Source organism: Paenibacillus glycinis, from assembly GCF_009909185.1.
In the GTDB taxonomy this organism is placed as follows: domain Bacteria; phylum Bacillota; class Bacilli; order Paenibacillales; family Paenibacillaceae; genus Paenibacillus_Z; species Paenibacillus_Z glycinis.
The window spans coordinates 908,213-928,982 of the sequence record NZ_JAAAMV010000001.1; the positions used below are offsets into that span (position 1 = coordinate 908,213).

Genomic DNA, 20,770 nt, shown 5'->3' on the forward strand with positions numbered 1-20,770 from the left:
TAGCCATTATACTCGCAATCTTTCATTTGAAAATTTAAGATAAAATTAATTTTGTATTAAGCTAATTTTAAGCATCGACGCCGCCTCGTCCCAGCCATAAAAACTGCCTCGTTTCGATAACGTTTGCAATATCCTAAACTGGCATTAACATTCTTCTGATAATTCATGTCTAGAATTATCGACAACATAATCCCTAACGAAAGAGATGGACTGGCGATGAAATCAATCTTCAATGCAAGAGATTTTGCGGTTACGCAAGCGAGCGTAGCCGCGCTGCTTTTTTTATGCATTCCTTTGTTTAATGTCATTGGATTCAGCAATCACAAGCTGGAAGCCGTTCTTCATGGCTTAGGCGCGACCATCACCGTGATCATGAGTTGCCAAGTGCTTCATTTGACCTATCCCATGCTGCGGGGCAAGAAAGGAGCAGCGGTCACCCTGGAATGGGTACTTTGGCTCACAAACATCCTGGTTCTGGTTACGATCATCTTTGGCAATTGGCTTTACATCGCTTACCGAGGACCGGATGGTCCCCAGCAGTGGCTGATGTACCGCAGCCCCGAGGTCCATCTCATCCTAATGGAATATAAAGAATTCGTCTCGCTGTACCCGCTCCCCCTGGGAATCGCGGCGGCCGTCTTATTGCGCCGGTTTCGCCATCAGCTCGAACCGGGCTCGGCAATTAGCGGAATCATTGCTTTACTGATCACGCTGTTCTGGATCTGTTTACTGGTCGGACTTGCATTCGGGCTCGGCTTGACGAAACTGAAAATGGTATGATTTTCAACATGATAGGGAGAGAACATAAGGTGAAAGAAACAAAACAACGAAAAACAGGCGAAATCGCCGCTATCCTGCTTTCCGTATGGCTCGGTATTGCAGCGACAACGCTCACTCACTTGTGGAGTTACTATAATCCGCTTCATGCTAATGCGATCTTGCTGAATTGGGGTTCCTGGATCCCCTCTTGGTGGGCCATCGGTCCCTATACCGGCAAAGAAACGGCGGGACTGGTCGTCTGGTTGGGCACATGGGCGATACTCCACTGGACGCTGGGACGGATCGAGGTCAAGCTGAAGCCTTGGACGATCGGATTCGCGGTTGCTTTTATCGTCAATCTGATCATTCTCTGGCCGACCGTCTACCACGCCATCTTGTGGTGGCCTTCCTTGCCGAACACGTTACCGGGAGGAGAGGGTTAAGCCTATGGCAGCCTTATACAAATATAAGCTTTCTTTATCGCTGCTCGTGTTAATTGGCATTCTGTTTTGTTCCTTCTATTGGACAAGGGTACCCATGGTGGGATCAAAGTTATCCGCCGCATCCTCGACGTCGTTTCGGTTTGGTTATTTCAGCCAGCAGGACGGGGACATCGGGGAATGGATCAAGCAATTCCGGGACATCTCGTATTTCGCTGCGTCCAACCGGTTGCTGCAGGATCATCCGGATGCGCGATCGTTCCAGCTCTACCCCGTCTATGACGGTTCTGCGACGGAACAGGACTTCGACCAAGCGTATCCTCACGTGCCTACCGAGACGCTTCCGGGTTACGGGAAATCCGTTTACGCGATTAAGCAAGGAAACGCCAAGCTCTTCTTTCTGAACGCAGGCCGGTTAAGCGATGCGGGAGACAAGCAGTTGGAATGGATCCGCACGACGATGAGCGGAAGTAAACAAACCTTCGCCCTTGCCTGGCTAAGCGAAGATCCGAAACTTCCCGAGGTGTGGAAGGCGCTCCGGACGGCCGGTATTAACGCGGTATTCGTCCGCGATACCGTCTATGTCCTTCATGTAGGCGTCTCCCAAGAGCCTGCCAATTATCAGCCCTCCGGATACGAGGACTGGGACAAATGGGGCTTGTCCGAGATGAAGGAATCGTCTGTTATTACGGTAATGGAAGCGAATGCCAATGCGTTGACCATGAAAGCGGAGAACGAGCAGGGACAGATCGTGGATCAACTGGTACTGGATGCGGATAACCTGGCTTCGTGGGACCTTGCCACGTTAAAGGAAAAAAAGGAAATTCCGCTCGTGGGCATTCAATCCTTATGGCACTATCACCCCGGTGACGATTCGATTAAATCCTCCATTCCAAAAGGGGTAGACTTAGTGGGAGAAGGACCGATTATTGAAACCACCCACACGGAACCGGTTCCTCTGCCTGCTGACGATTGGCGAAGTCCGGATTACGACGATTCCGACTGGAAAACCGGCAGAGCTCCTTTGGGATTTACGAATAACAAGGAGCTGCAAGCCTATCTTCAAACCAAATTAGAGGTCGTGCCGTCCCCGACCTATTATTTCCGCAAGTCGTTTGAACTGAACGGCGATCCGCAGGAACTGTCTGATTTGGATTTGAATATCGCCTTCGAGGACGGCTACGTCGTTTATCTGAACGGCCAGGAAGTATCTCGAGACGCGATTATTTCCGGGTTCCTGACCGAATCCTCGCTTGCTTTTCCGAATGAATTTACCTTCTATCGGAGAATTGATCTCAAGGCCCATTTAAACAAGCTTGTGAAGGGGACCAATGAAATTGCGGTCGAAGTGCATCGCGGCCACCCCGGCGCGCCCAATCTGTTTTTTGACCTCGGCCTGTCTGTTGAATCCAATGGAGAGGAACGTTGATTATGCTCAGGAACGTGGCGAATTGCCTAAGAAAACCGACAAGGCGTAATGTTACCTCATGCTTGCTGGTCGTTGTTCTCGTCTTGTTAATGACCGGATGCGTCCCGGCTCCGAAAAGCTCGATTCCGATTGCCGACATTGCCCTGACGAACAACCATGTGATTGTCCAAAACGAAACCGGATTTATTTGGTATCATGCAAAGCTTACCATTGACGACAAGTACACCTATGAAGCACCGATGATGACCGCCGGCAAATCCAGCGTGCCATTAGCCAAATTCGTTGACGACCAAGGCCATGGTTACAAGCGCGATCGGTTGAGCATCCGCCATCTGACGATCGATATTACCGACACGTTGGGCACTAAGAGGCATCTTAGTTGGTGATACAGTAAATTTCCATTCCAAATCAAACAAAGAAGGAGCAAGCCCCCCAAAATTCGAGGGCTTGCTCCTTTTTTGTGGCCTTTTCAGCGGCCTTCTTAACAACACGAGCCATCCAAGGGATGGTTTTCTAACGATAGCGCTTAAGCGGCTTCATGCAGCGATACACGCTCGTCCGTGCCGGAGGTAACGTCGCCGTCGATCGAGAAGGCTAAGACAACCGTATTGGTTCCATCGGCCGAAACCACGTTAAGACGATGATCTGTCGTAATCTCTTCGGTTGCAGCAACCGCGTTACCGCTACCATCGACAACCGAGATCGTTTGAACGCCATTCAAGGATATTAACTCGTCCAAAACATTTCCAACCGTAGTTCCGGCTTTAATGTCGATCGCATCGCCTGAAATGGCATTGATATGCGTGCTTGTATACGCAATATCTACAGCTGCGTCGGAGACAATGCCCGGAAAAACGTAGGATTGCGATAAATTTGCCTTTACGGAACTATCGAAATCGGTACGGCCATTTGCGTCGGGAAGCACGGTTGCCGTATGTGTTTGATACTTCTTATTGAATGTTTGAATCGCAATATTGCTAAAATGGTAACTTGAAGCACCTCTAACTTGTACCGCGCTGCCGATTAACCCGCCTTGTAAAATATTCAGGTTGCTTAAATTAACGTCCGTTCCATTATCCACGACAATCGCAAATCGGTCATTTCTTAAATTGTCTTCGTATTTTATGGAACTGTCTTGAATCGTGACATGATCGACATATTTCATGAGTATGCCATATGCAGGGAATGCACTCGCATTCGCGTAGGACGACGTTCGATAGTTCCCCCCATTCTTGGCTTCCGCGATCACTTCCGTCGTGTTGGATAGAACGGGCTTGGAGGCAGGTTTGGCTGGATTAAAGGATGCCGTAAGCGCAAGGTTTTTAATCGTGACGTTGCGAACGGGATACGTTTCTCCGTCTACGATCGTTCCGACCGAACCAACGTCGACTTGGCCCGCGGCTCCGGTGCTTGGAAATCGTTTATAGCCTTGAATCACAATCGGGAACGCTCCGTCTCCTCCGGCGTTCTTGGATAATACGGCCCCGTCCACCGTTACATTCGAAATCGAACCGGGTCTTCTTATTCCAAGCGGCAGCCTTGCCGTTTGAAGACTTCCGTCTTCGTCAAGCCCGGCGCCTTCGAAACGAGGAGACACGCCGAAAGCAATGCCGCCGGAGGTGTTTTCCAAATGCAAATCCGACAAGGTTACGTTGCTTACGTTTGACCCGTCGTTAACCCAGATAGCCACGCCGGTTTTATTCGCGTTCGTTGTTAAAGTCAGATTCTTCGCCGTTATATTTTCCATATCCCCGACCGTTTCCGAGCCTAGCTGGAACACGTTTCCGCCTGCGATGTCACCGGCAGCAATTTTTTCAATATTGATATTGGAAACATGTCTAATGAACCCTAACGAAAAATCGCTTCCTAATTTCGCTACGTCATTGCTGGATTTCAACGTCGTAACGTTAAAAGCGGAGGCGTCGTTATCTTGCATAAAGTTGAACGTATCTCTTTGACGACCGGACGTAGAGTCAGGCAATACGATGTTTTGAACCCTTATGTTATCGCAGCCGGTCGTTAGTATCGAGAACCAGCCGCCTTGTTCAATGGTTAGTACATGATCCTCGTCCGTTCCGCCAACCACGATATTTTTGGATAGTTTGAACGACAACGTTTTCGTTCCGTCGCCAGGAACGTAAGGATCGCTGTAGCCCGTATAGAGGTTCATATTTCCGTAAATTTTGGCTGAATTCCCGATGATTTTGATGTTCTCTACGCGAACGCCCCACAAAAGCGCGTCTTCCCAATAGCCATGACCGTCATCCTGCCCCAATGCGAAAGGATAATTTAACGGAGCTTCTCTTGCGTCGATCTTGTCCAAGGCGGTAAGTTGAGCGTTTTCGTCAAAATATAAATAGACGTCGCTTCTTAAATGGATGCTGTTGGAGGCAAAATTCGAGTCTCCTTTAAAGTAAACCGTTCCGCCGCCGTTTTTGCTTGCTGCTACGATGGCTGCATTTATGGCAGCGGAATTATCCGTCCCGGCATATTTAAGCATGTCGCCGGCGCCTTCCGATACTTTTGCGTCCGCAACGGCACCAAAGCTCGTTACGTCATATTGACCTGTATAGTAGCTCACCATGTTTGAACTTCCGTCGGGTGTTACCAGCTTAAAGTAATAGGCGGTCTCCGGCAATAGGTTCGAAAGAATCGCTTGTTGCGATTTGAGACCCGCTCCTGTATTCACCCAAGATAAACCTCTGTCCAGACTTGCATAAACGCTTGCTTGTTTATTCGTCGCATCCGCTTCCAGCACAACCGTTGTCGGCGTGTCATAGGAGACGTCGGCAGCTTTTCTGACTAAATGGGTTACAGTAGAACTTACATTGAAGCTTGCCGTCCCCGTCTCCGTATAATCCGCTTCGCGAGGCGTTCCCGAATAAGCCTTGCCGCTAAAAGTCGCACTGAACGCTCCGCCTCGTTTTGGAATTTTTTTGTTTTTCAAAACCAACGTAACGTCAACGCCGTTGTATGCGCTAAAATCCGTATCCTTGATGGAAACCGTTTTTCCGCCGTCCGTTATGGCCACTTTTGTTCGTAAATCTTCATTTGAATTTAAATCTCTAACCCAGTTTCGCCCCGAATGGTTATAGTCTTTTGCGGAAGCGATAGCAGCATCATTTAATTGTACAAAACCCCGGCCGATTAAATCGAACGTATCCGTAGAGGACGCTGTTACTCCATCCGGCAAATGAAAGGTTAACGTCCCATATAAATATTTTCTTTCCGGCGTGGTTTTATTAATCGAATATTCTAAACTTATGTCTTGCGTTTGACCTGCCGTATATTGCTGAAGGTTTGCTTTTAAAGTTGATAGTTGGATGGTATACAGTTTGGATGTTCCATCTTCGGCAACTACGGTCAATCGATCATTATTGACGATCTCATCGGCTAACCCTTTTTCGGTTCCCGAACGATCCGTAACCGCATAATGTTGAATCGAATTGTCCGTTGAGTCAATTTCGGCAAGCAATTGTTCAACATGGTACTGAGGGATCATATAAATCGTACGATGTGCGTTGTCGATGCTTGATAGGTGAATGGCGTTATTCAGCACCCTAAGCTCTGTGTTGGCAGAACTTTTCGGCTTGAAAGCGGCTTTTTTTAAAGTTATCGAAGAATGACGAATTTGCAACGTGTAGGATTTGGCGTGATCGACCGCAGGCAAATTCGTTATCGAATAGGCGATTCCATCTATGCCTTTCAGTACACTGATTTTAGCATTAGACAGATCTAGATCATTCCTTCCGTCATCGATAGAAATATAAGGAGGAACGCTGTCGCTCGTAATATTCAATAGATCGATCGTAGAAGATGTCTGAAAGGAAAAGGTATCCGAGGCTCTTACGTTAGACGAAAATCCCAAAGCGGTTATTTTCTTCGACTGTCCGTGATTATCCTGCTTCACCTGTTTCAAGCTGTCGCCGGGTTCCGGATCAGACGCAGCCCATGCACCGTAAGCCAGACTAAACAACATCGTTAGCGCAATCATAGTAGATATAAGCAGCTTCTTTTTCAACTTTACTCACACTTCTTTCTATTGATTTACATGCAGTACTAGAATAATTCAGTTTTGTTCGATGATTGTTAATTAGTCAATAATTGAGTACAAACGCCTAGTTTATTTTTTCCAAGGAAGAATTTGTTCTTGTTAAGACTCAAAAGGTCTATCCGATCGGTTATAATAATGTATTAAATGGAAATAAATGGTTTAAACTGTCCCCCGTATAGTTCTAGATATGCACGTCTCCACGTTGCCATAGCGATTCTCGCTCCCATGTCTCAACGAGTCATTGCCCTTTGATTCCTTCGTCGCATCTAACTCTGAGATAGCCAGCGGGACGGCTCTAGTTGGATCGTAAGACTCCCATAGACTTAGCCGAACGATTCAAAAACAAAAAATGGCCGCCCCTAAGAGCGACCACTTTTCGTATTCTTTTCTTCGCCTTTTAAAAGACACGTACGAGCGCGAGATACCCAGCTCCTTCGCAATTTCCCGTCTAGAAGCTCTCGATCGCCTTGATTAGCCCGATCGTTCCGATGGAGATCAAGTCCTCGAGTCCTTCGCCCATATTGTCGAACTTCTTGACATTGTGAACACAACCCGATGTAAAAATGGAAGTGTTTGAATCGCCGACATCATCATTGTTACTTAACCCATTTATCGTCAATATCAGTTGACCCGCTTCGTCAACACTCACCTGAAACAAGACCATATAAGTCCCGATCGCAGTCAGGTTAAATGTACACGCCCGATATCGCCCAAGAGCACGGGCGAAGTCGGCGCCGGAAAGGTACAGGCGCTCGAATTATTAGCTTCAGAGAGTCGTAAATCAAGACAATGCCTTCACTTTATCTCTGCTTTTCATAAACTATAAGAAAGATTCATAGGATTTGTGATGGCACAGCCTATAACGAAGCTTGTATAAATGCCTGCATCCTTGCGCGAACGGTCATGGTTTGATACAGATATGCAATCGTTCCCGATGTTGTGATCTGCCCGTTGTAATTGAAGACGGATGACGTCGATGCCGCATCCAAGAGGTTCGATTCTTTCATCGCACGAATGAATGTCGCATCTGCCGGCGCATGCGCGCTGTCGAAGATGATGCACCACTCCGCCTTTGCTCTCCTAAGTGCCTTGTGCAAGGCGTAGTTGATTGAATGATTAACATAATACAAGATTCGCACGCGCGGATCGTGGAATGCTTCCATGATCTCTTCGATTTCGTTCTGCGTGGTCAGGCTGACGATGATCAGCTCGCAGTTGGTTTCGTACTGGTCGATGATGTTACCGATCGCGGTATGAGCATTCGCCACTTCGCCCGGTTTCACGATGAACAATGCGCTGAACAAAAGCGGTATGCTTCGTCTCTGGCGCGTTTCATAATGAGCCCGGTGAACCTCGTTCCAGCACAAACGGTGCTTCGAGATATCGTTCGCGATGTGTGTAGACAAGCTGTACGGGGAATTAATCCGATAATCCATCAGCTCGACAGGTACGTACTTAATGTCGCAATTATCGGTCATCCGCAGCCAATAATCATAGTCTTGAATGTATTTGAAGCGATATCCGTCCACGAGACGGCAATACTCCGCACGATGAATAAAGGAAGGGCCGATGATGCAGCCATCGAGCAGTGCCTCCTTGGGACGATTCTGCCAGCTGTGCAGCGTGCGAAGAAACTCCGGCGTATGCGCGGGCTCGCCGTTTTCGAAGATTTGATTAAAGCTGCTGTACACGATGCCGACATCGGGACCCGTCCGGTCCATCGCGCTCACTAACGTGCCCAAGAACTGCGGGTAATAGACGTTGTCCGTCGATACCCATGTCAAGTAATCGTAACCTTGGTCCATCAAGATCTCGAATCCGTAATTAAGCGCAAACGCGACGCCTTGGTTGACCGGATAGGAAACGATCGTTACCCGTTCATCTCCGGCGGTGCACGCCTGAACAAGCGGCAGCAGCTCGGGCGCTCCGTCGATGACAATCAGGAAGGTAAAGCTTCGATAAACCTGATTGCGCATCGTATGGATCGCCAATCGGATATAAGCTTCATTTTGATAATAAACCGGCATGACAACGCCGACTTTCGTCATGCTGACACCCCCTCTATTATAGTAATCTATGTATAAATCACCGTCGCCGAGATAGTCAGAGCGCACATTTCTTTGAATCGAGCCTGCTAGGCTTGGCTCCGCCCGTTGCTCTCAAATACGAAAAACCCTGATTGCTCAAGGTTTCTGGTTTCAAGGTATGGTATAGTCCCGGGGGAACGTAAAAAGCCGCCATCGCGATGGATAACGGCTTACATTCTTCATGCTGTCGGGACTAATCCGCCGAGTTAATGCTGTAGCACTAAGTCCGGTTTGGACACCCGAGATTACAAGCATGCGGAATTCTTTTTCACTCCAAAATAAGGATAGTGGGACGACGATTCGGAAAAGGAATAAAATTCGTGACATCTTGGGATACCGCTTGTCCTGCAGGGCTTACCATCGCTGCGTGAAGGTCCTCGTTGTTCATAAATTCAACCTCGACGACCAGGTACGGCTCATTATCCGTATGCTGGGCGCCAACGACGCGATGCAAGGATACCCCGGTCACCTTCGGGAGTTTTTAGCAAGCGGAATATGAATTCTTACCCTTTCTAGTCGTGCAATCGTCTTCCTGAAAGGCTAAAACGATAGCGTTGGAATGTCTGCCTGTATTTCGAAAGTAGTTATTCCTTAATGCGTAAAGAATATACTATTTTCCCGGTTTCCTCCTAGTAAGCAATTACCGCATGAATGCAGTTTATAGCGACACGTCGTGGATCAAAAGATCTTTGTAACGCCTAGAATCAAATTGACGATTACTCCAAGGTGAGCGATGTCCAGCAAGACCCGCGATCATAATATACGCTTTAAGAGATAGCCAGCTCCACTGAACGAACCAACCGAACGCTCCTTGGGCCATAATTAATGTCATGGCAAGGCCGGACAGGATGAGCAAGGCGGTTACAACTTTAAAGTAAGGCACTGCTTTAAGCATGCTTTGTACCATGCGGGCTTCAAATTTGCGTCCAATTCACGCCAATCGCGGACACCTCAATCATGTTGAGTGCTGTAGCGACTCCTTAAGCCGAGGCAGCGAAAGCTTGATCAGCACGGCATATAAGGGCTGCGGGCTCTTCTTGTTGTAGTTCGGAGGGAAATAAGCGTTAAGCAGCAATTGTTACGCTTTTTTACGCAATACTTCCTTTTCGAACGCATCAAAAAGGAGCCTCTAAAAAAGGCTCCTTAATCAGGCTTTGTTTCAATTACTGCAACATTTGCCGCCGCTATTTTCAAGTCAGCTTCAAAACGGAGGCGAATAGATGAAGTCCTTGCTTGCTTCATCGAGCGATTTCAACACGTCTTCGTCAAGCTCGAGATGTACTGCCTTCAGATTCTCGTCGATCTGCGATTCGCGAGTCGCTCCGGCGATGACCGTGCTTACCGCTGGCTGGTGCATTAACCAAGCCAACGAGAGCGCCGTAGCAGAAGTACCAACCTCAGCGGCGATTTTCGTTACCTGTTCACCCAACTGAACGCGGGCGGAAACCAATCTGCGCGCAAAATTAGGGTTCTTGTCCAATTGCGATCCGCTTGGCACGGAACCGCCCGAATATTTGCCGGTTAGAATTCCTCCAGCCAGCGGGAAATAAGGAATGAGTCCGATCCCCTGATCTACGCAAAACGGAATCAACTCCCTTTCGACGCCGCGATCGGCCAGCGAGCACTTTTGTCGCAAGGAGCACGTCTTGACGCCGCCCCTCGAACGCTTCGCCGATGATCTCTTCCGACTTTGTGCCGGTATAAATATTCGCGGTATCGATGAACGTAATCCCGTTGTCAACCGCATGGTGCAGCACTCGAATCGAGGTATCTTTATCCGCGCGCCCGCCGAATGCATTCGTACCCAACCCCAGAACCGAAACTTCCAACCCGCTGGTCCCCAAATTCCGATATCGCATGACATATTCCTCCTATACGATTAGAAACGCAATCTTGCTTGAACCTGGATCCGCGCGGAAATTCCGTCGAGCCTCGCGCTACCGGAGCGCTAACCGGCAGCATCCATCGAACGCCTGCTGCTCGCTCCTCTTTCCCGGTACAACACCGCGCCAATAATCACTAAGGATAGCGCAACCAAAGCACTGGGGATGAAGAATATGTTGGGCGTTATCCCGTGAACGAACAACGGCAAGAAATATCCGATTAATGAAGCCGTCTGCGATATGAACACGTACAAGCTTGCCCCGAAGCCCGTTCGGCTCAAAAACATCCGCTGCACGTAGCCCATCGCTACGCCGTACAGGATCGATACAAAAAACGAGTACAACGGCTGCACGGCAAAGAAGACGGGAAGCGAGGAACTTCTCGTATACGTTAAATAAGCGGCGAGCGCGAAACACCCGGCAAGGAACATAATCTTCTTGCTGCCGTACCGTGCCGCCCAATATCCGCCCAGCGTCATGAATAACAACTCGAATACCGCCTGGGTGCTCCAAATGTACGACATGATCTCAGGTTTACCGAACAGCTTCAACACGACGAGCTGCAAATATAATCCTCGTACGGCATCGGCGCAAGAGAGCAGCAGCAGCGCAACCAGCATAACAAGGGAGAACGGTTCTCCATTCGCCGGCGGCTTCGCTCCCGGGACGTCCGTCGTTTCTTCATACGACAGCAGCAGAACCGCCAGGCAGGCATAGCCCGCCATGTTTCCCCACAATACGCCGTTAAACGTCGCGAGGACGAAGATGTTCGCGCCAAGCAGCAGTCCCATAAAAAACCCTACGCTGAAGGAGGCGCGGAGCCATAGCTGGGCCATCTCCACAATGTCGCCGGCGCGACGGAAAAAATGATTTCTGGCCATGCCGAACAGCTGGCCCATGATCAATCCGGACGGCGCCACGGCGATCGTCATTCCGAGGAGCGCGCTCCGAAAACCGGAAGCATTCATGTAAATGAACAGCCCGATCATGCAAAGAATTGCGGCCAGCAGCGGGAGCCGCTTCTTGTTCTTCAGACGGTCGCTGATCCAGCCGACCGTAATCGTAATGACTACGTTGCAGAACAGCGATACGGCGAAGACGGCAACGATTTGTTCTTTGGAAAGCCCGATGCTCTCGTCAAGATATACGGCGTTCATCGGAGCCAAGATGCCGGTTCCAATCCCGTAGAAAAATAGAATCGCGAGCAGCTTTCTCGCTCCGGGGATCGAAATAAACGTGCGAACGTCACGAATGATGGGCATCATTATCGAATCGAAAGCACCCGCTTTCTTATTCAAGGGCTATTTTGCGGATTTCCGCGAGAGCTGCTTCATCCAACGACGCATCGACGGCGGACAGAACGCTCAAGATATGGCTTGGCTTGCGAACGCCTACAATAGCGCTGGTCAAGGCCGGATGAGCGAGATCGTATGCGATGGCAAGCTGCGGCATGGTCAAGCCGTACCGGCTCGCGATGCGTTTCAACTTCTCGACGCGGTCTACGTTTTTCCTTAGTCCTTCCCCCGAATGCGCGGCGTTGCGGGAACGCCAATCGTCATCCGAGAATTTGGTGTCGTACGTATAATTGCCGGACAGCAATCCCGAAGTCAGCGGGCTGTAAGCCACGACACCGATTCCTTCCTTCAGGCAGAAGGGCAAAATCTCTTTTTCGACAGCCGGCCTCAGGATGGAATAAGGCGGCTGCAGCGCATCTACATGCCTCACGGAAAGCGATGCTTCCAATAAAGGAACCGTATAATTGCTCACCCCTACGTAACGCACCTTGCCGTCTTGCACCAGCCTGTCCATCGCGCGCATGGTTTCTTCGGCTGGCGCGTTCGTATCCGTATCCGGCCAGTGCATCTGGTATAAATCGATATAGTCGGTTCCGAGGCGGCGCAGCGATGCCTCTGTTTCGCGGAGGATGGAGTCGTAGGTACCGTTCTTGGAGACGGTTTTGTTCTCGTCCCAAACGAGGCCGCATTTGGTCGCCAGCACGACTTTGTCGCGGTCGCCCTTTAACGCTTTCCCGATGACTTCCTCGGAATGACCCAGCCCGTAAACGGCCGCCGTATCATAGAAGTTGATCCCGCTATCCAACGCGACGCGCACGCTTTCCACCGAAAGTTCATCGTCCTGGTCGCCCCAAGCGCTGGCCCAGCCGCCTCCCCCGATTGCCCAGGACCCGAACCCGATAACGGACAGTTCAGGGCCGTTCTTGCCAAGTTTACGATATTTCATTCGTATCATCCCTCCTGTTTCCATGCGAATGTCTACGTCTTCTTTTCCAAGCCCAACCATTCGTCGGCGATCTCCGATTATTTGACAATTTCGATTATAGAGAATTCAACATGACATGAGAAGAAGTGAAAAATATTATATCTAGTTACTTGAAGTTAACTAAATAAAGAACGAGGCTATCGCGCGGGAAGGGATGGAATAGAGCGCGGCGATATCGGACCATGCCTGCTTCGCCATGGGGGCTCTGTTCTTGTATAAGCGTTTGAAGGTCCGTGAAGCGACTTGGCTCGCCATCGGTATGATTTTTGTTTCGGTGGGTATTCTTCTGCCGTTGTTACCAAAGGCACCCCTGCTTATCATTTCAAACATTTTAACAACCATCGGTATGTTTTATTTCGGGACGATTTGGAACTCGAGACAATTCAGAATGATTACGAAGCAAACCATAATTCAACAAGCTCATATTTTTTTATGGCGAGAATGCTTCTTGAATGCTTCCAAAATACTATTGGTCTTATCGGTAAAGGAGATTCATGGAGGAACGTTTATTGGTTTAATGTTGTTAGCGCTTGTCTGCGCTTTAATGGTCCCGTATTTCTCCGGTAAGAGTACCGAAGTGTTAGATAAACAGCCGAAGTGATTTTCCTTAACAGTACTTCCCGTGAACCCGAACGAGCCGAAGCCATCCCGGTTCATACTCCATCTCTTTCAGCTCTTCAAACAACTGAACAGCACGCTGTCTTGTTTTGACAAGGAACTCTGTGGTAAATCATTCAAGCGCATAACGCGTTTTATTGTGTTTGGGGATAAAGTTCCTGTCTATTCCAAAGGACAAGAACTTTATCGCGATTTTTACCTATACCTGATCGGTCTGTACCTGTTTTTTATTCGACGGCGCAAACCAACCGAGCAGGGCCACCAATACCAAGACCGCATAGAAGATAAGCGTCCATACCGTGCTATGAGGGAAATGATAATCTATCACGGCGATATCTTCGTGCGCCAGTGTTATTACGGCGAGCTTTACGCCGACCCACGCCACGATCGCATAAGCGGTGGTCTCGAGCGCCGGCCGTTGGCCCAGCAACTTTACGAACCATGTGGCCGCGAATTTGATCAGGATAAGTCCAGCAATCCCGCCAAGCACGACAAGCAGGAATTTGCCTCCGTCCATGCCGCCGAAATGGGCAAGCGGGGAATCCGGGAGACCAAGGGCAAGCGCTACCGCGGCAAGAATGGAATCGATCGCAAAAGCAAGGTCCGCCAGCGCGATTTTCCCCACGGTTGGCCAGAAGCTTTTTCCCGCAGCATCTTTTTTGTCGTCCTCGCGAAGGCTCCCGTCTTTCTTGCCCAAACGTGCTTTGAGGATGTGCTTCAACCCAAGGTAGAGAAGATAAGCAGCTCCGATCGCCTGTATTTGCCAGACGTTGGCAATAAACGATATCGCGAAGAGCGCGGCGAAGCGGAAAACAAATGCCATGATGATCCCATAGTTGATGGCTTTCTTCTTCTGGTCTGCCGGTAAATGCTTCGCGATAACAGCCAGTACGAGCGCATTGTCTGCCGACAGCAGTCCTTCCAAGCCGATAAGAATCAGCAACGCCCACGCATACTCCAACCACAATGATTCCAATTTGCACGCTCCCCTTTACGATCATGGTCAGTGAGCCAACAAGCCAGTTATATTCCGTAATAGATATACGGATGACATCGGGGGTAGAGTTCATTTTTTTGGCCTAACGACGGGCAGTAAATATAATACAAGCCAAGGTGTTACATTTGCGATATGAACTATGATACAAAAAATTCTCCTCCTGTTTGGTTATCGATTATGTCTCCCCAAAGGACTCAGCATAAATTGCGAACAAGACTTGTCCTGTATCGTTATTGACACTTCAGATAGCGATTGAAATCCAAGAGGAGTCGAATGGCTAAATCGATGATCTCTGCATTCTCTCTACATTCAGTAAGACATAAACAGGCAGTCGCGAGTTTGAGCCTGCAATCAATGTTCCACCAGCGTGCATGAAAACCATTAATCCAAAGAAGACCAGGTACATCGAATATGAACCATCATAGGGTTGGAATTAGCCTAGAAACACAGAAAAACCCCGAGGCTCTTTTGCCCTCCAAGGTTTAGACTTGTTTTCATATTCGCGATTAAACAGTGATTCCTTTCACGACGCGGCCAACAAAACCGAATGTACGTTCGTCATGCAAGAGGTGAATTATTACTCCGCGCTTCCGGCTCGCAGGCTGCTCCGCCCTGGAGTTCACGTTTGGGCGCTGAGTGCGTATCCTATTGGGTAAAGATTATGAGTCGCGGAGGTAACGACGGTGGGATACTTTGTAACGGTGGAGCCGGGGGTAAAGCTCTATGTAGAGGACATCAACCCGGCAGGAAGTAAAACAATCGTTTTTCTTCATGGCTGGCCGCTCAGCCATGACCAGTTTGAATATCAGTTCGACGTGCTTCCGGGCATGGGCTACCGCTGCATCGGCATCGACTGGCGCGGCTTTGGCAAGTCAGACCGGCCCTACGATGGCTATAATTTAGAGCGGCTTGCGGACGATATCCGAGCCGTTGTTACAGCGCTGCAATTGAAAGATTTCGTGCTCGGCGGACATTCGACCGGGGGCGCAATCGCGATCAAATACGTCGTGCGGTACAATGGTGGCGGCGTATCGAAGCTCGTTCTAATCGATGCGGCTGCCCCGCGCGGGTTTACCGAAGAGAACGCCGCGCAACTGTTGAAGCAAACCTTGAACGACCGGGCGAACATGATGCTCGGCGTGACGAACATCTTCTTCTTCCGGTACATCACCAAGCCCTTCTCGGATTGGTTCAATCAGATGGGGATGGAGGCAGCCGGCTGGTCGACAGCCGCGGTCATCATCATGCTACGAGACTTTGATTTGACCTCCGACCTAACTCGTATACAGCTGCCTACGCTAATTGTGCACGGCATTCACGACCAAGTCATTCCGTTCAGACAGGCGGAGGAAATGCATCGAATAATTCCCCATTCACGACTCGTGCCGTTCATCTACAGTGGCCACGGTTCATTCTACGACGAACGTGACAAGTTCAATCAACTGATGCAGGAGTTCATCGGGGCTGCGACGGGATGAACCCGCGCCTCGGAACCGTAATAGAACGCACATCAGGCAGCCGCTTTTTCCGCTGTCTGATGTGCGTTCACTTATTAAACAGTAATCATCGGGCCACAATTTGAAGGTGGCCTTCTTAAGATGCGCCCAAACCGTGACGAATTAAAACTGGACAAGATTACAGAAATTGATTATTTGCGACTATTTTGACGCTCGTCGCGTTGATCCAACCTAATCCGCTGCAGTCATGAAGCCTCAAAAAGACCGTTAAGCTCTCAAGGAAATATCAGATTGTTGGATGAAATCTTCATCGCGACCATATTACAGCCGTAATTATCACCCGGATCGCGGACAGCGGCTGGGTAGAGGGCTAAATTTCCTCCCTCTTAATGCCCGGTTGTAAATAAAACGCATTCGTGTTAACTAAGCGGCCAATATGTAGACTTTGATTACGAGGAGTACAGTGCCGATTTATCCACTCACTTAGCAGATCGGTTATCATTACCCCCAATTGCCGATACCACTCCCCATGTGGCTCCTTTTCACATTGTGCTATTGCTCCAATGAGCGAGCGAGTTCATTCCTTTCCGACCATTCAACGTTACATTTAATGTTTAAGCTTTGAACATGCTTTTTCTACAAAAGGGCATAATAACCTCGTGCTGCTGGTTCTACGTTCGTTATGGTGGCTTTTCTTAAGCGGCGACATGGTCCTCGCGTACTTTATAGCGACGTCCCGGTCTTCAAGAATGTGCTTTTGAAACCTCGGCATAGAAAGCCGGATTGAGTGGATATAATCCGAGGACGCGTAGGTATCACTATGACCAAGCGCTACCAACCGCCAGATGCCAGAGGCAGGGAACGCTAGAATGGAGATGTTCATATACAGATGAGAAGAATTTTGGTTTTTTTCCTGCTGTTCTCTTGGGTTCAGGGAATATCATCCTTACATGCACAGGGCAACTCATATGAAAAACCGTCATACGATACGCGATCGGTCGAGAAACAAAGGAAAATCGAACAGAAAAATACGGTTCAAGCATATCGACGCGGTGCGATACGTTCGCCCAGAAGAAGCTTTAATCCCGGAGTCGGCCCCGGCCGCACGGCGCCTTCTAGACAGGACCAAGGCGGTCGCAATCCGGCGGCTGCGAGAACGTCACCCGCTCAGCGGACCGGATTCGGCGGGTTTTTCGGCGGCTTATTCGGAGGACTGGCACTGGGCACAATTTTCAGCTCCCTATTTAACCCGTTTGCCGGTTTTTCGCTCGGCTCTCCCTTGCTCTCGCTGCTAAGCATCGTCTTATGGCTGATCGTAATCATCTCTCTCTTCCGGATGTTTCGCAGCCGAAAAAAATATTAATGTTCCTTCTTTCTAAACTCATATGAAAAGCTGCCGTCTCCGGCAGCTTTTTTCAATCTCATTGCTTCTCATTTTTCCCCTTCTTTTAAATTGTCTCAAACATCGTCCATGTAAGATCGTTCCGCCATTTCGGAAGGTTCTTCCCTATAAGAATAATTCCAATTGTAAGCGAGAACTCTCGCGTTACTGGGTTCGTGTCCGTTGAACATTGTTCTCATTCCCCACCTGTAATAAAGCGATAGCTGCACCATAGATGCTTTGAATGCATTTTGTTTTAAAAGGCCCGTCCACTTTTTTGCGTAGCAATGTGATTGTGGCATCGTCGGCATTCAGCATCACATCCGACTCGAGTACCCAAACCTGATTCAGCAGCTTGTCCCGTGAAAGAACTTGTCCCACATGGCGCATCAAACAGATGAGCAATTGAAGTTCGGGTCGTGTCAACGGATCTCCGTGCCACTACGTGTTACTTCGAATCGGTTGAGATGCGCTGATATATCTCCTAATTTGATTGTAACCGACGATCGGTACCCCCGATCGCCGAAAAAGAGCCTCGCTCCTACTGATTTTCCGTACGAGCTCTAAACCTGTCATATCGGGCATCATCCAATCCAGCACGTATATGTCATACCGGCGAGCTGCTAATGCTTCCTTCGCCTTACGGCCATCCTTCATCCAATCGACAACATGATATTGCCGCTTCAGCTGATGCTCGGTAAGCGCACCAAGCGTCTCATCATCCTCGGATAACACCAAAACGACCACCTACAACAGATTTTGTAGACGGTCGTTAGTGGTTTTGTATTCTTTGGCGAATCATGCTGCAACTCTATTTTTCTTTAAGGATTATTTAAGGATTATTTGTATGCTGTACATTTTGCAGTTTCTGCGACGGTTTGCCTTTACCTTTCTCTGCGTTTTTCCGTTGCTTGGCTTGTGTATCATTGAACTTTTTCACGAATTCATTCGTGGATTCCATGTACCATCACCTCGCTTTGTATTGACATCTTGCAAAGGACCATTAGCAGTCATTGAAATTGAACTGTGCTTTGTTGAGCGAATTGCACTGTTTTTTGCTGCGTTTGCTTGTATTGCACGACCTGCTTGTCTATTTCTTGCTGCAGGACGGGCGACGAGGCGTTATACAAATTGGCCTGTTTCAAAGTCGTATACAGGTCCCCTTGCATCGTAAGGGTTTCGTTCAACAGGTCGGTAAACATTTGCCGAATTTGAGGACATACGGATTCGGTAGCGGCAGTCGCATATTCCCTTGTAACCCTTTTTAAATCCGCCAAAATTGTGTTCGCGATGTCTTCTTCAGGTAAGCTTAATGGACTATTCATGTAATATATCCTCCTATTGTTGAGGTTGCGTCGGAGCCATTTGTCTGTGCTGTTCCATCATCGTTAACAATGTTTGATAATGCTGGGTATGTTTGCTCATCAACTGATTTACGGTTTGTTTTATTTGCGGGTTTTGGACGGTAGCCGCTGCGACCACGCACTGTTTATACAACAAATCTTCGTTGGACATAGAGTCGGCTATATACTCCAACTCCTTTGCCGTCATTGCGTCTGCTGATTGGTTCATAATCATGCTCCCTTCTTTTTCCCTTGGAAACCAGTTCATAATTTTCCTCAACGCATTGATTTTTATTCACAATCGCATTGTCTTCATAACATAAAAAAATCCGCGCAAGCGGCGGTTTTCAATTGATTATGAGGTCTTGTCCTCCTACAGGATCTTACCGCACAACAAATGTGGTTCTTTCAGAATAACGGTACGGTTTCGAAATTGTCTGATCGACATCGATTACCTGCAAGGCCGCGGCAACAACCAATGGAAAAGGTTTCAATTATATCCAGCACGCTTGATCATGGTCGGTTCAGTCAAACTTACATTCGTTTTCTTTATCGGCAGTAAGAGATGCACATGGATGCTCAAATCGCATAGCGAAGAGCTAAAGCGATGTGTTAAATGAAAACTCGCAACTGTGTTCTTGGCATAATATAGCCCATCTCTAGTAAATACGCATGCGACTATAACATTTGATAGATTGGATACATAGTTTATATAGAATCTATAATCTAAGGAGTCGATCATATGTCTGGACAAGTATCGCAAAGGAAAAAAGGCTCGGAAGGCAGTAAAGGCTCGGACGGCAGTAAAGGCTCGGACGGCAGCAAAGGATCGCGTGGCAGTAAAGGCTCGGACGGCAGCAAAGGATCGCGTGGCAGCAAAGGCTCGGACGGCAGCAAAGGCTCGCGTGGCAGCAAAGGCTCGGACGGCAGCAAAGGCTCGCGTGGCAGCAAAGGCTCGGACGGCAGCAAAGGATCGCGTGGCAGCAGAGGCTCGGACGGCAGCAAAGGATCGCGTGGCAGCAGAGGCTCGGACGGCAGCAAAGGCTCGCGTGGCAGCAGAGGCTCGGACGGCAGCAAAGGATCGCGCAGTAGCAGAAGTGAATAAACGATAATAATTACTACATTAGGCCCGTTCTTAGGGTCTTTTTCTTTTGCAATCCAAGTGAAAGGTAATGCTCTTTATTGAAATGTGACCCACAAGAGGGTCAGGTTATTTCAACGTGTCCATAGTGGATCACATTTCAAACACTCGTGTAGGTAGGCGGTCTTTTTTGCAAGTCATTTCTTGCTGTAGCTCACATATCATATCTAGGGGTTATTTGTATGCTGCAAATTTTGCAGTTCATGCGACACCCTATCTACCCACTTATTAAGTTGCCTCAACGAAATGAATATTATCCATAACGCGATAGTAGTAACTTTCGTTAACATTTAATAAAGCACCTCTTTACCGCTTGCGTTTGATTATAGAGCAGATGTAGCATTTATGATTCATCCCTTTGATTTGTTGGATGTTTTCACAGTAAACGCATTTCATTGTAAGTCACCCCCACGGGTATTATACCCGGCGGAATAAAGTGCATATTCAATTTAAGCCCTGATATCAATGTATTTTTATGCGTTAGCACAAACGCTGTCCAGATCAGATTGCCCTCTCTTAGCACGCTCAATCCGGCTTCTATAAGCTCGAAAACCCGCCGTGCAATAAGGCGATGTATTGTCTTTCATAACATAAAAATCCGCGCAAAAGGCGGATTTCAATTGATATATGTTCTTGTCCTCATACAGGATCAAGTTCTTACCCCTAACAAAAAATTCCTGGGAATAACGTTACGGCTTCAAAATAATCTTCAGCGCGTTGTCCTCCTTATGGCGCTTGTCCCTTTTCTATTTCTCAAACCTCGTATTTCTTCATAATTGGAATGCTGCCCGTTACTTCAATGAACAACGGCAGCCGATTGGGTCGTGAACTGCACCCCGTCAAGTAGACAGTATAAATAAACGAAAATTATTTAAGCGGCCTTGGTCCTAAATTCCATCGG

Annotated in this window: 18 protein-coding genes and 2 pseudogenes; 8 read left to right on the forward strand and 12 right to left on the reverse strand. The window is 48.4% G+C overall.

Annotated elements, in window-relative coordinates; genetic code table 11:
* The first annotated feature begins 216 nt into the window (after positions 1-216).
* The 4 genes from GT019_RS04025 (at position 217) to GT019_RS04040 (ending at position 3,014) form a co-directional block, all read left to right on the forward strand.
* Positions 217-780 (forward strand): hypothetical protein, encoded by a 564-nt coding sequence (locus GT019_RS04025; protein ID WP_161741413.1) that lies wholly within the window; start codon positions 217-219, stop codon positions 778-780.
* Between the two features lie 158 nt (positions 781-938).
* Entirely contained in the window at positions 939-1,202 is a 264-nt protein-coding gene (locus tag GT019_RS31785) for a hypothetical protein (protein WP_235946630.1), read from the forward strand.
* Between the two features lie 226 nt (positions 1,203-1,428).
* Entirely contained in the window at positions 1,429-2,628 is a 1,200-nt protein-coding gene (locus GT019_RS04035) for a hypothetical protein (protein ID WP_161741417.1), read from the forward strand.
* 2 nt (positions 2,629-2,630) lie between these two features.
* Positions 2,631-3,014 (forward strand): hypothetical protein, encoded by a 384-nt coding sequence (locus GT019_RS04040; RefSeq protein ID WP_161741420.1) that lies wholly within the window; start codon positions 2,631-2,633, stop codon positions 3,012-3,014.
* A gap of 140 nt (positions 3,015-3,154) precedes the next feature.
* Here the strand turns inward: GT019_RS04040 and GT019_RS04045 are convergent, their stop codons facing one another.
* From GT019_RS04045 to GT019_RS04070, 6 genes and pseudogenes are all read right to left on the reverse strand, one after another.
* A complete protein-coding gene (locus GT019_RS04045; RefSeq protein ID WP_161741422.1) occupies positions 3,155-6,649 on the reverse strand; it encodes a hypothetical protein in 3,495 nt (1,164 codons plus the stop codon).
* Positions 6,650-7,133: 484 nt separating this feature from the next.
* A pseudogene (locus tag GT019_RS32420) lies at positions 7,134-7,247 on the reverse strand (flagellar biosynthesis protein FliA); the annotation flags it as partial.
* A 292-nt stretch (positions 7,248-7,539) separates the two neighbouring features.
* Entirely contained in the window at positions 7,540-8,730 is a 1,191-nt protein-coding gene (locus GT019_RS04055; RefSeq protein ID WP_161741424.1) for a glycosyltransferase, read from the reverse strand.
* 1,240 nt (positions 8,731-9,970) lie between these two features.
* Positions 9,971-10,628: pseudogene (locus GT019_RS04060) on the reverse strand (aldo/keto reductase).
* 89 nt (positions 10,629-10,717) lie between these two features.
* Positions 10,718-11,917, reverse strand: a complete 1,200-nt coding sequence (locus tag GT019_RS04065) for an MFS transporter (protein ID WP_235946632.1) — start codon at positions 11,915-11,917, stop codon at positions 10,718-10,720.
* A gap of 25 nt (positions 11,918-11,942) precedes the next feature.
* Positions 11,943-12,893, reverse strand: coding sequence for an aldo/keto reductase (locus GT019_RS04070; RefSeq protein ID WP_161741426.1), 951 nt, complete (start codon positions 12,891-12,893; stop codon positions 11,943-11,945).
* A gap of 250 nt (positions 12,894-13,143) precedes the next feature.
* On the opposite strand from GT019_RS04070, the gene GT019_RS04075 reads away from it, so the two are divergent.
* Complete coding sequence (locus GT019_RS04075) at positions 13,144-13,533, forward strand: hypothetical protein (RefSeq protein ID WP_161741428.1); 390 nt, start codon at positions 13,144-13,146, stop codon at positions 13,531-13,533.
* Positions 13,534-13,749: 216 nt separating this feature from the next.
* On the opposite strand, the gene GT019_RS04080 is transcribed toward GT019_RS04075, so the two are convergent.
* Positions 13,750-14,526 (reverse strand): TerC family protein, encoded by a 777-nt coding sequence (locus tag GT019_RS04080; RefSeq protein ID WP_161741431.1) that lies wholly within the window; start codon positions 14,524-14,526, stop codon positions 13,750-13,752.
* A 704-nt stretch (positions 14,527-15,230) separates the two neighbouring features.
* On the opposite strand from GT019_RS04080, the gene GT019_RS04085 reads away from it, so the two are divergent.
* Positions 15,231-16,025, forward strand: coding sequence for an alpha/beta fold hydrolase (locus GT019_RS04085; RefSeq protein WP_161741434.1), 795 nt, complete (start codon positions 15,231-15,233; stop codon positions 16,023-16,025).
* A gap of 868 nt (positions 16,026-16,893) precedes the next feature.
* Positions 16,894-17,367, forward strand: coding sequence for a hypothetical protein (locus tag GT019_RS04090; RefSeq protein WP_161741435.1), 474 nt, complete (start codon positions 16,894-16,896; stop codon positions 17,365-17,367).
* Between the two features lie 183 nt (positions 17,368-17,550).
* Here the strand turns inward: GT019_RS04090 and GT019_RS32610 are convergent, their stop codons facing one another.
* From GT019_RS32610 to GT019_RS04115, 5 genes are all read right to left on the reverse strand, one after another.
* Positions 17,551-17,811: a winged helix-turn-helix domain-containing protein gene (locus GT019_RS32610; RefSeq protein ID WP_161741436.1), complete on the reverse strand. Its 261-nt coding sequence runs from the start codon at positions 17,809-17,811 to the stop codon at positions 17,551-17,553.
* 15 nt (positions 17,812-17,826) lie between these two features.
* Entirely contained in the window at positions 17,827-18,132 is a 306-nt protein-coding gene (locus GT019_RS32615; RefSeq protein ID WP_407945060.1) for a response regulator, read from the reverse strand.
* An 85-nt stretch (positions 18,133-18,217) separates the two neighbouring features.
* Entirely contained in the window at positions 18,218-18,346 is a 129-nt protein-coding gene (locus GT019_RS04105) for a DUF4023 family protein (RefSeq protein WP_161741438.1), read from the reverse strand.
* A gap of 49 nt (positions 18,347-18,395) precedes the next feature.
* Positions 18,396-18,710, reverse strand: coding sequence for a spore coat protein (locus GT019_RS04110; RefSeq protein WP_161741439.1), 315 nt, complete (start codon positions 18,708-18,710; stop codon positions 18,396-18,398).
* A gap of 13 nt (positions 18,711-18,723) precedes the next feature.
* Positions 18,724-18,957, reverse strand: coding sequence for a hypothetical protein (locus tag GT019_RS04115; RefSeq protein ID WP_161741440.1), 234 nt, complete (start codon positions 18,955-18,957; stop codon positions 18,724-18,726).
* Positions 18,958-19,470: 513 nt separating this feature from the next.
* Here GT019_RS04115 and GT019_RS04120 point away from each other — a divergent pair.
* Positions 19,471-19,833, forward strand: a complete 363-nt coding sequence (locus GT019_RS04120; RefSeq protein WP_161741441.1) for a hypothetical protein — start codon at positions 19,471-19,473, stop codon at positions 19,831-19,833.
* The last annotated feature ends 937 nt before the right edge of the window (positions 19,834-20,770 follow it).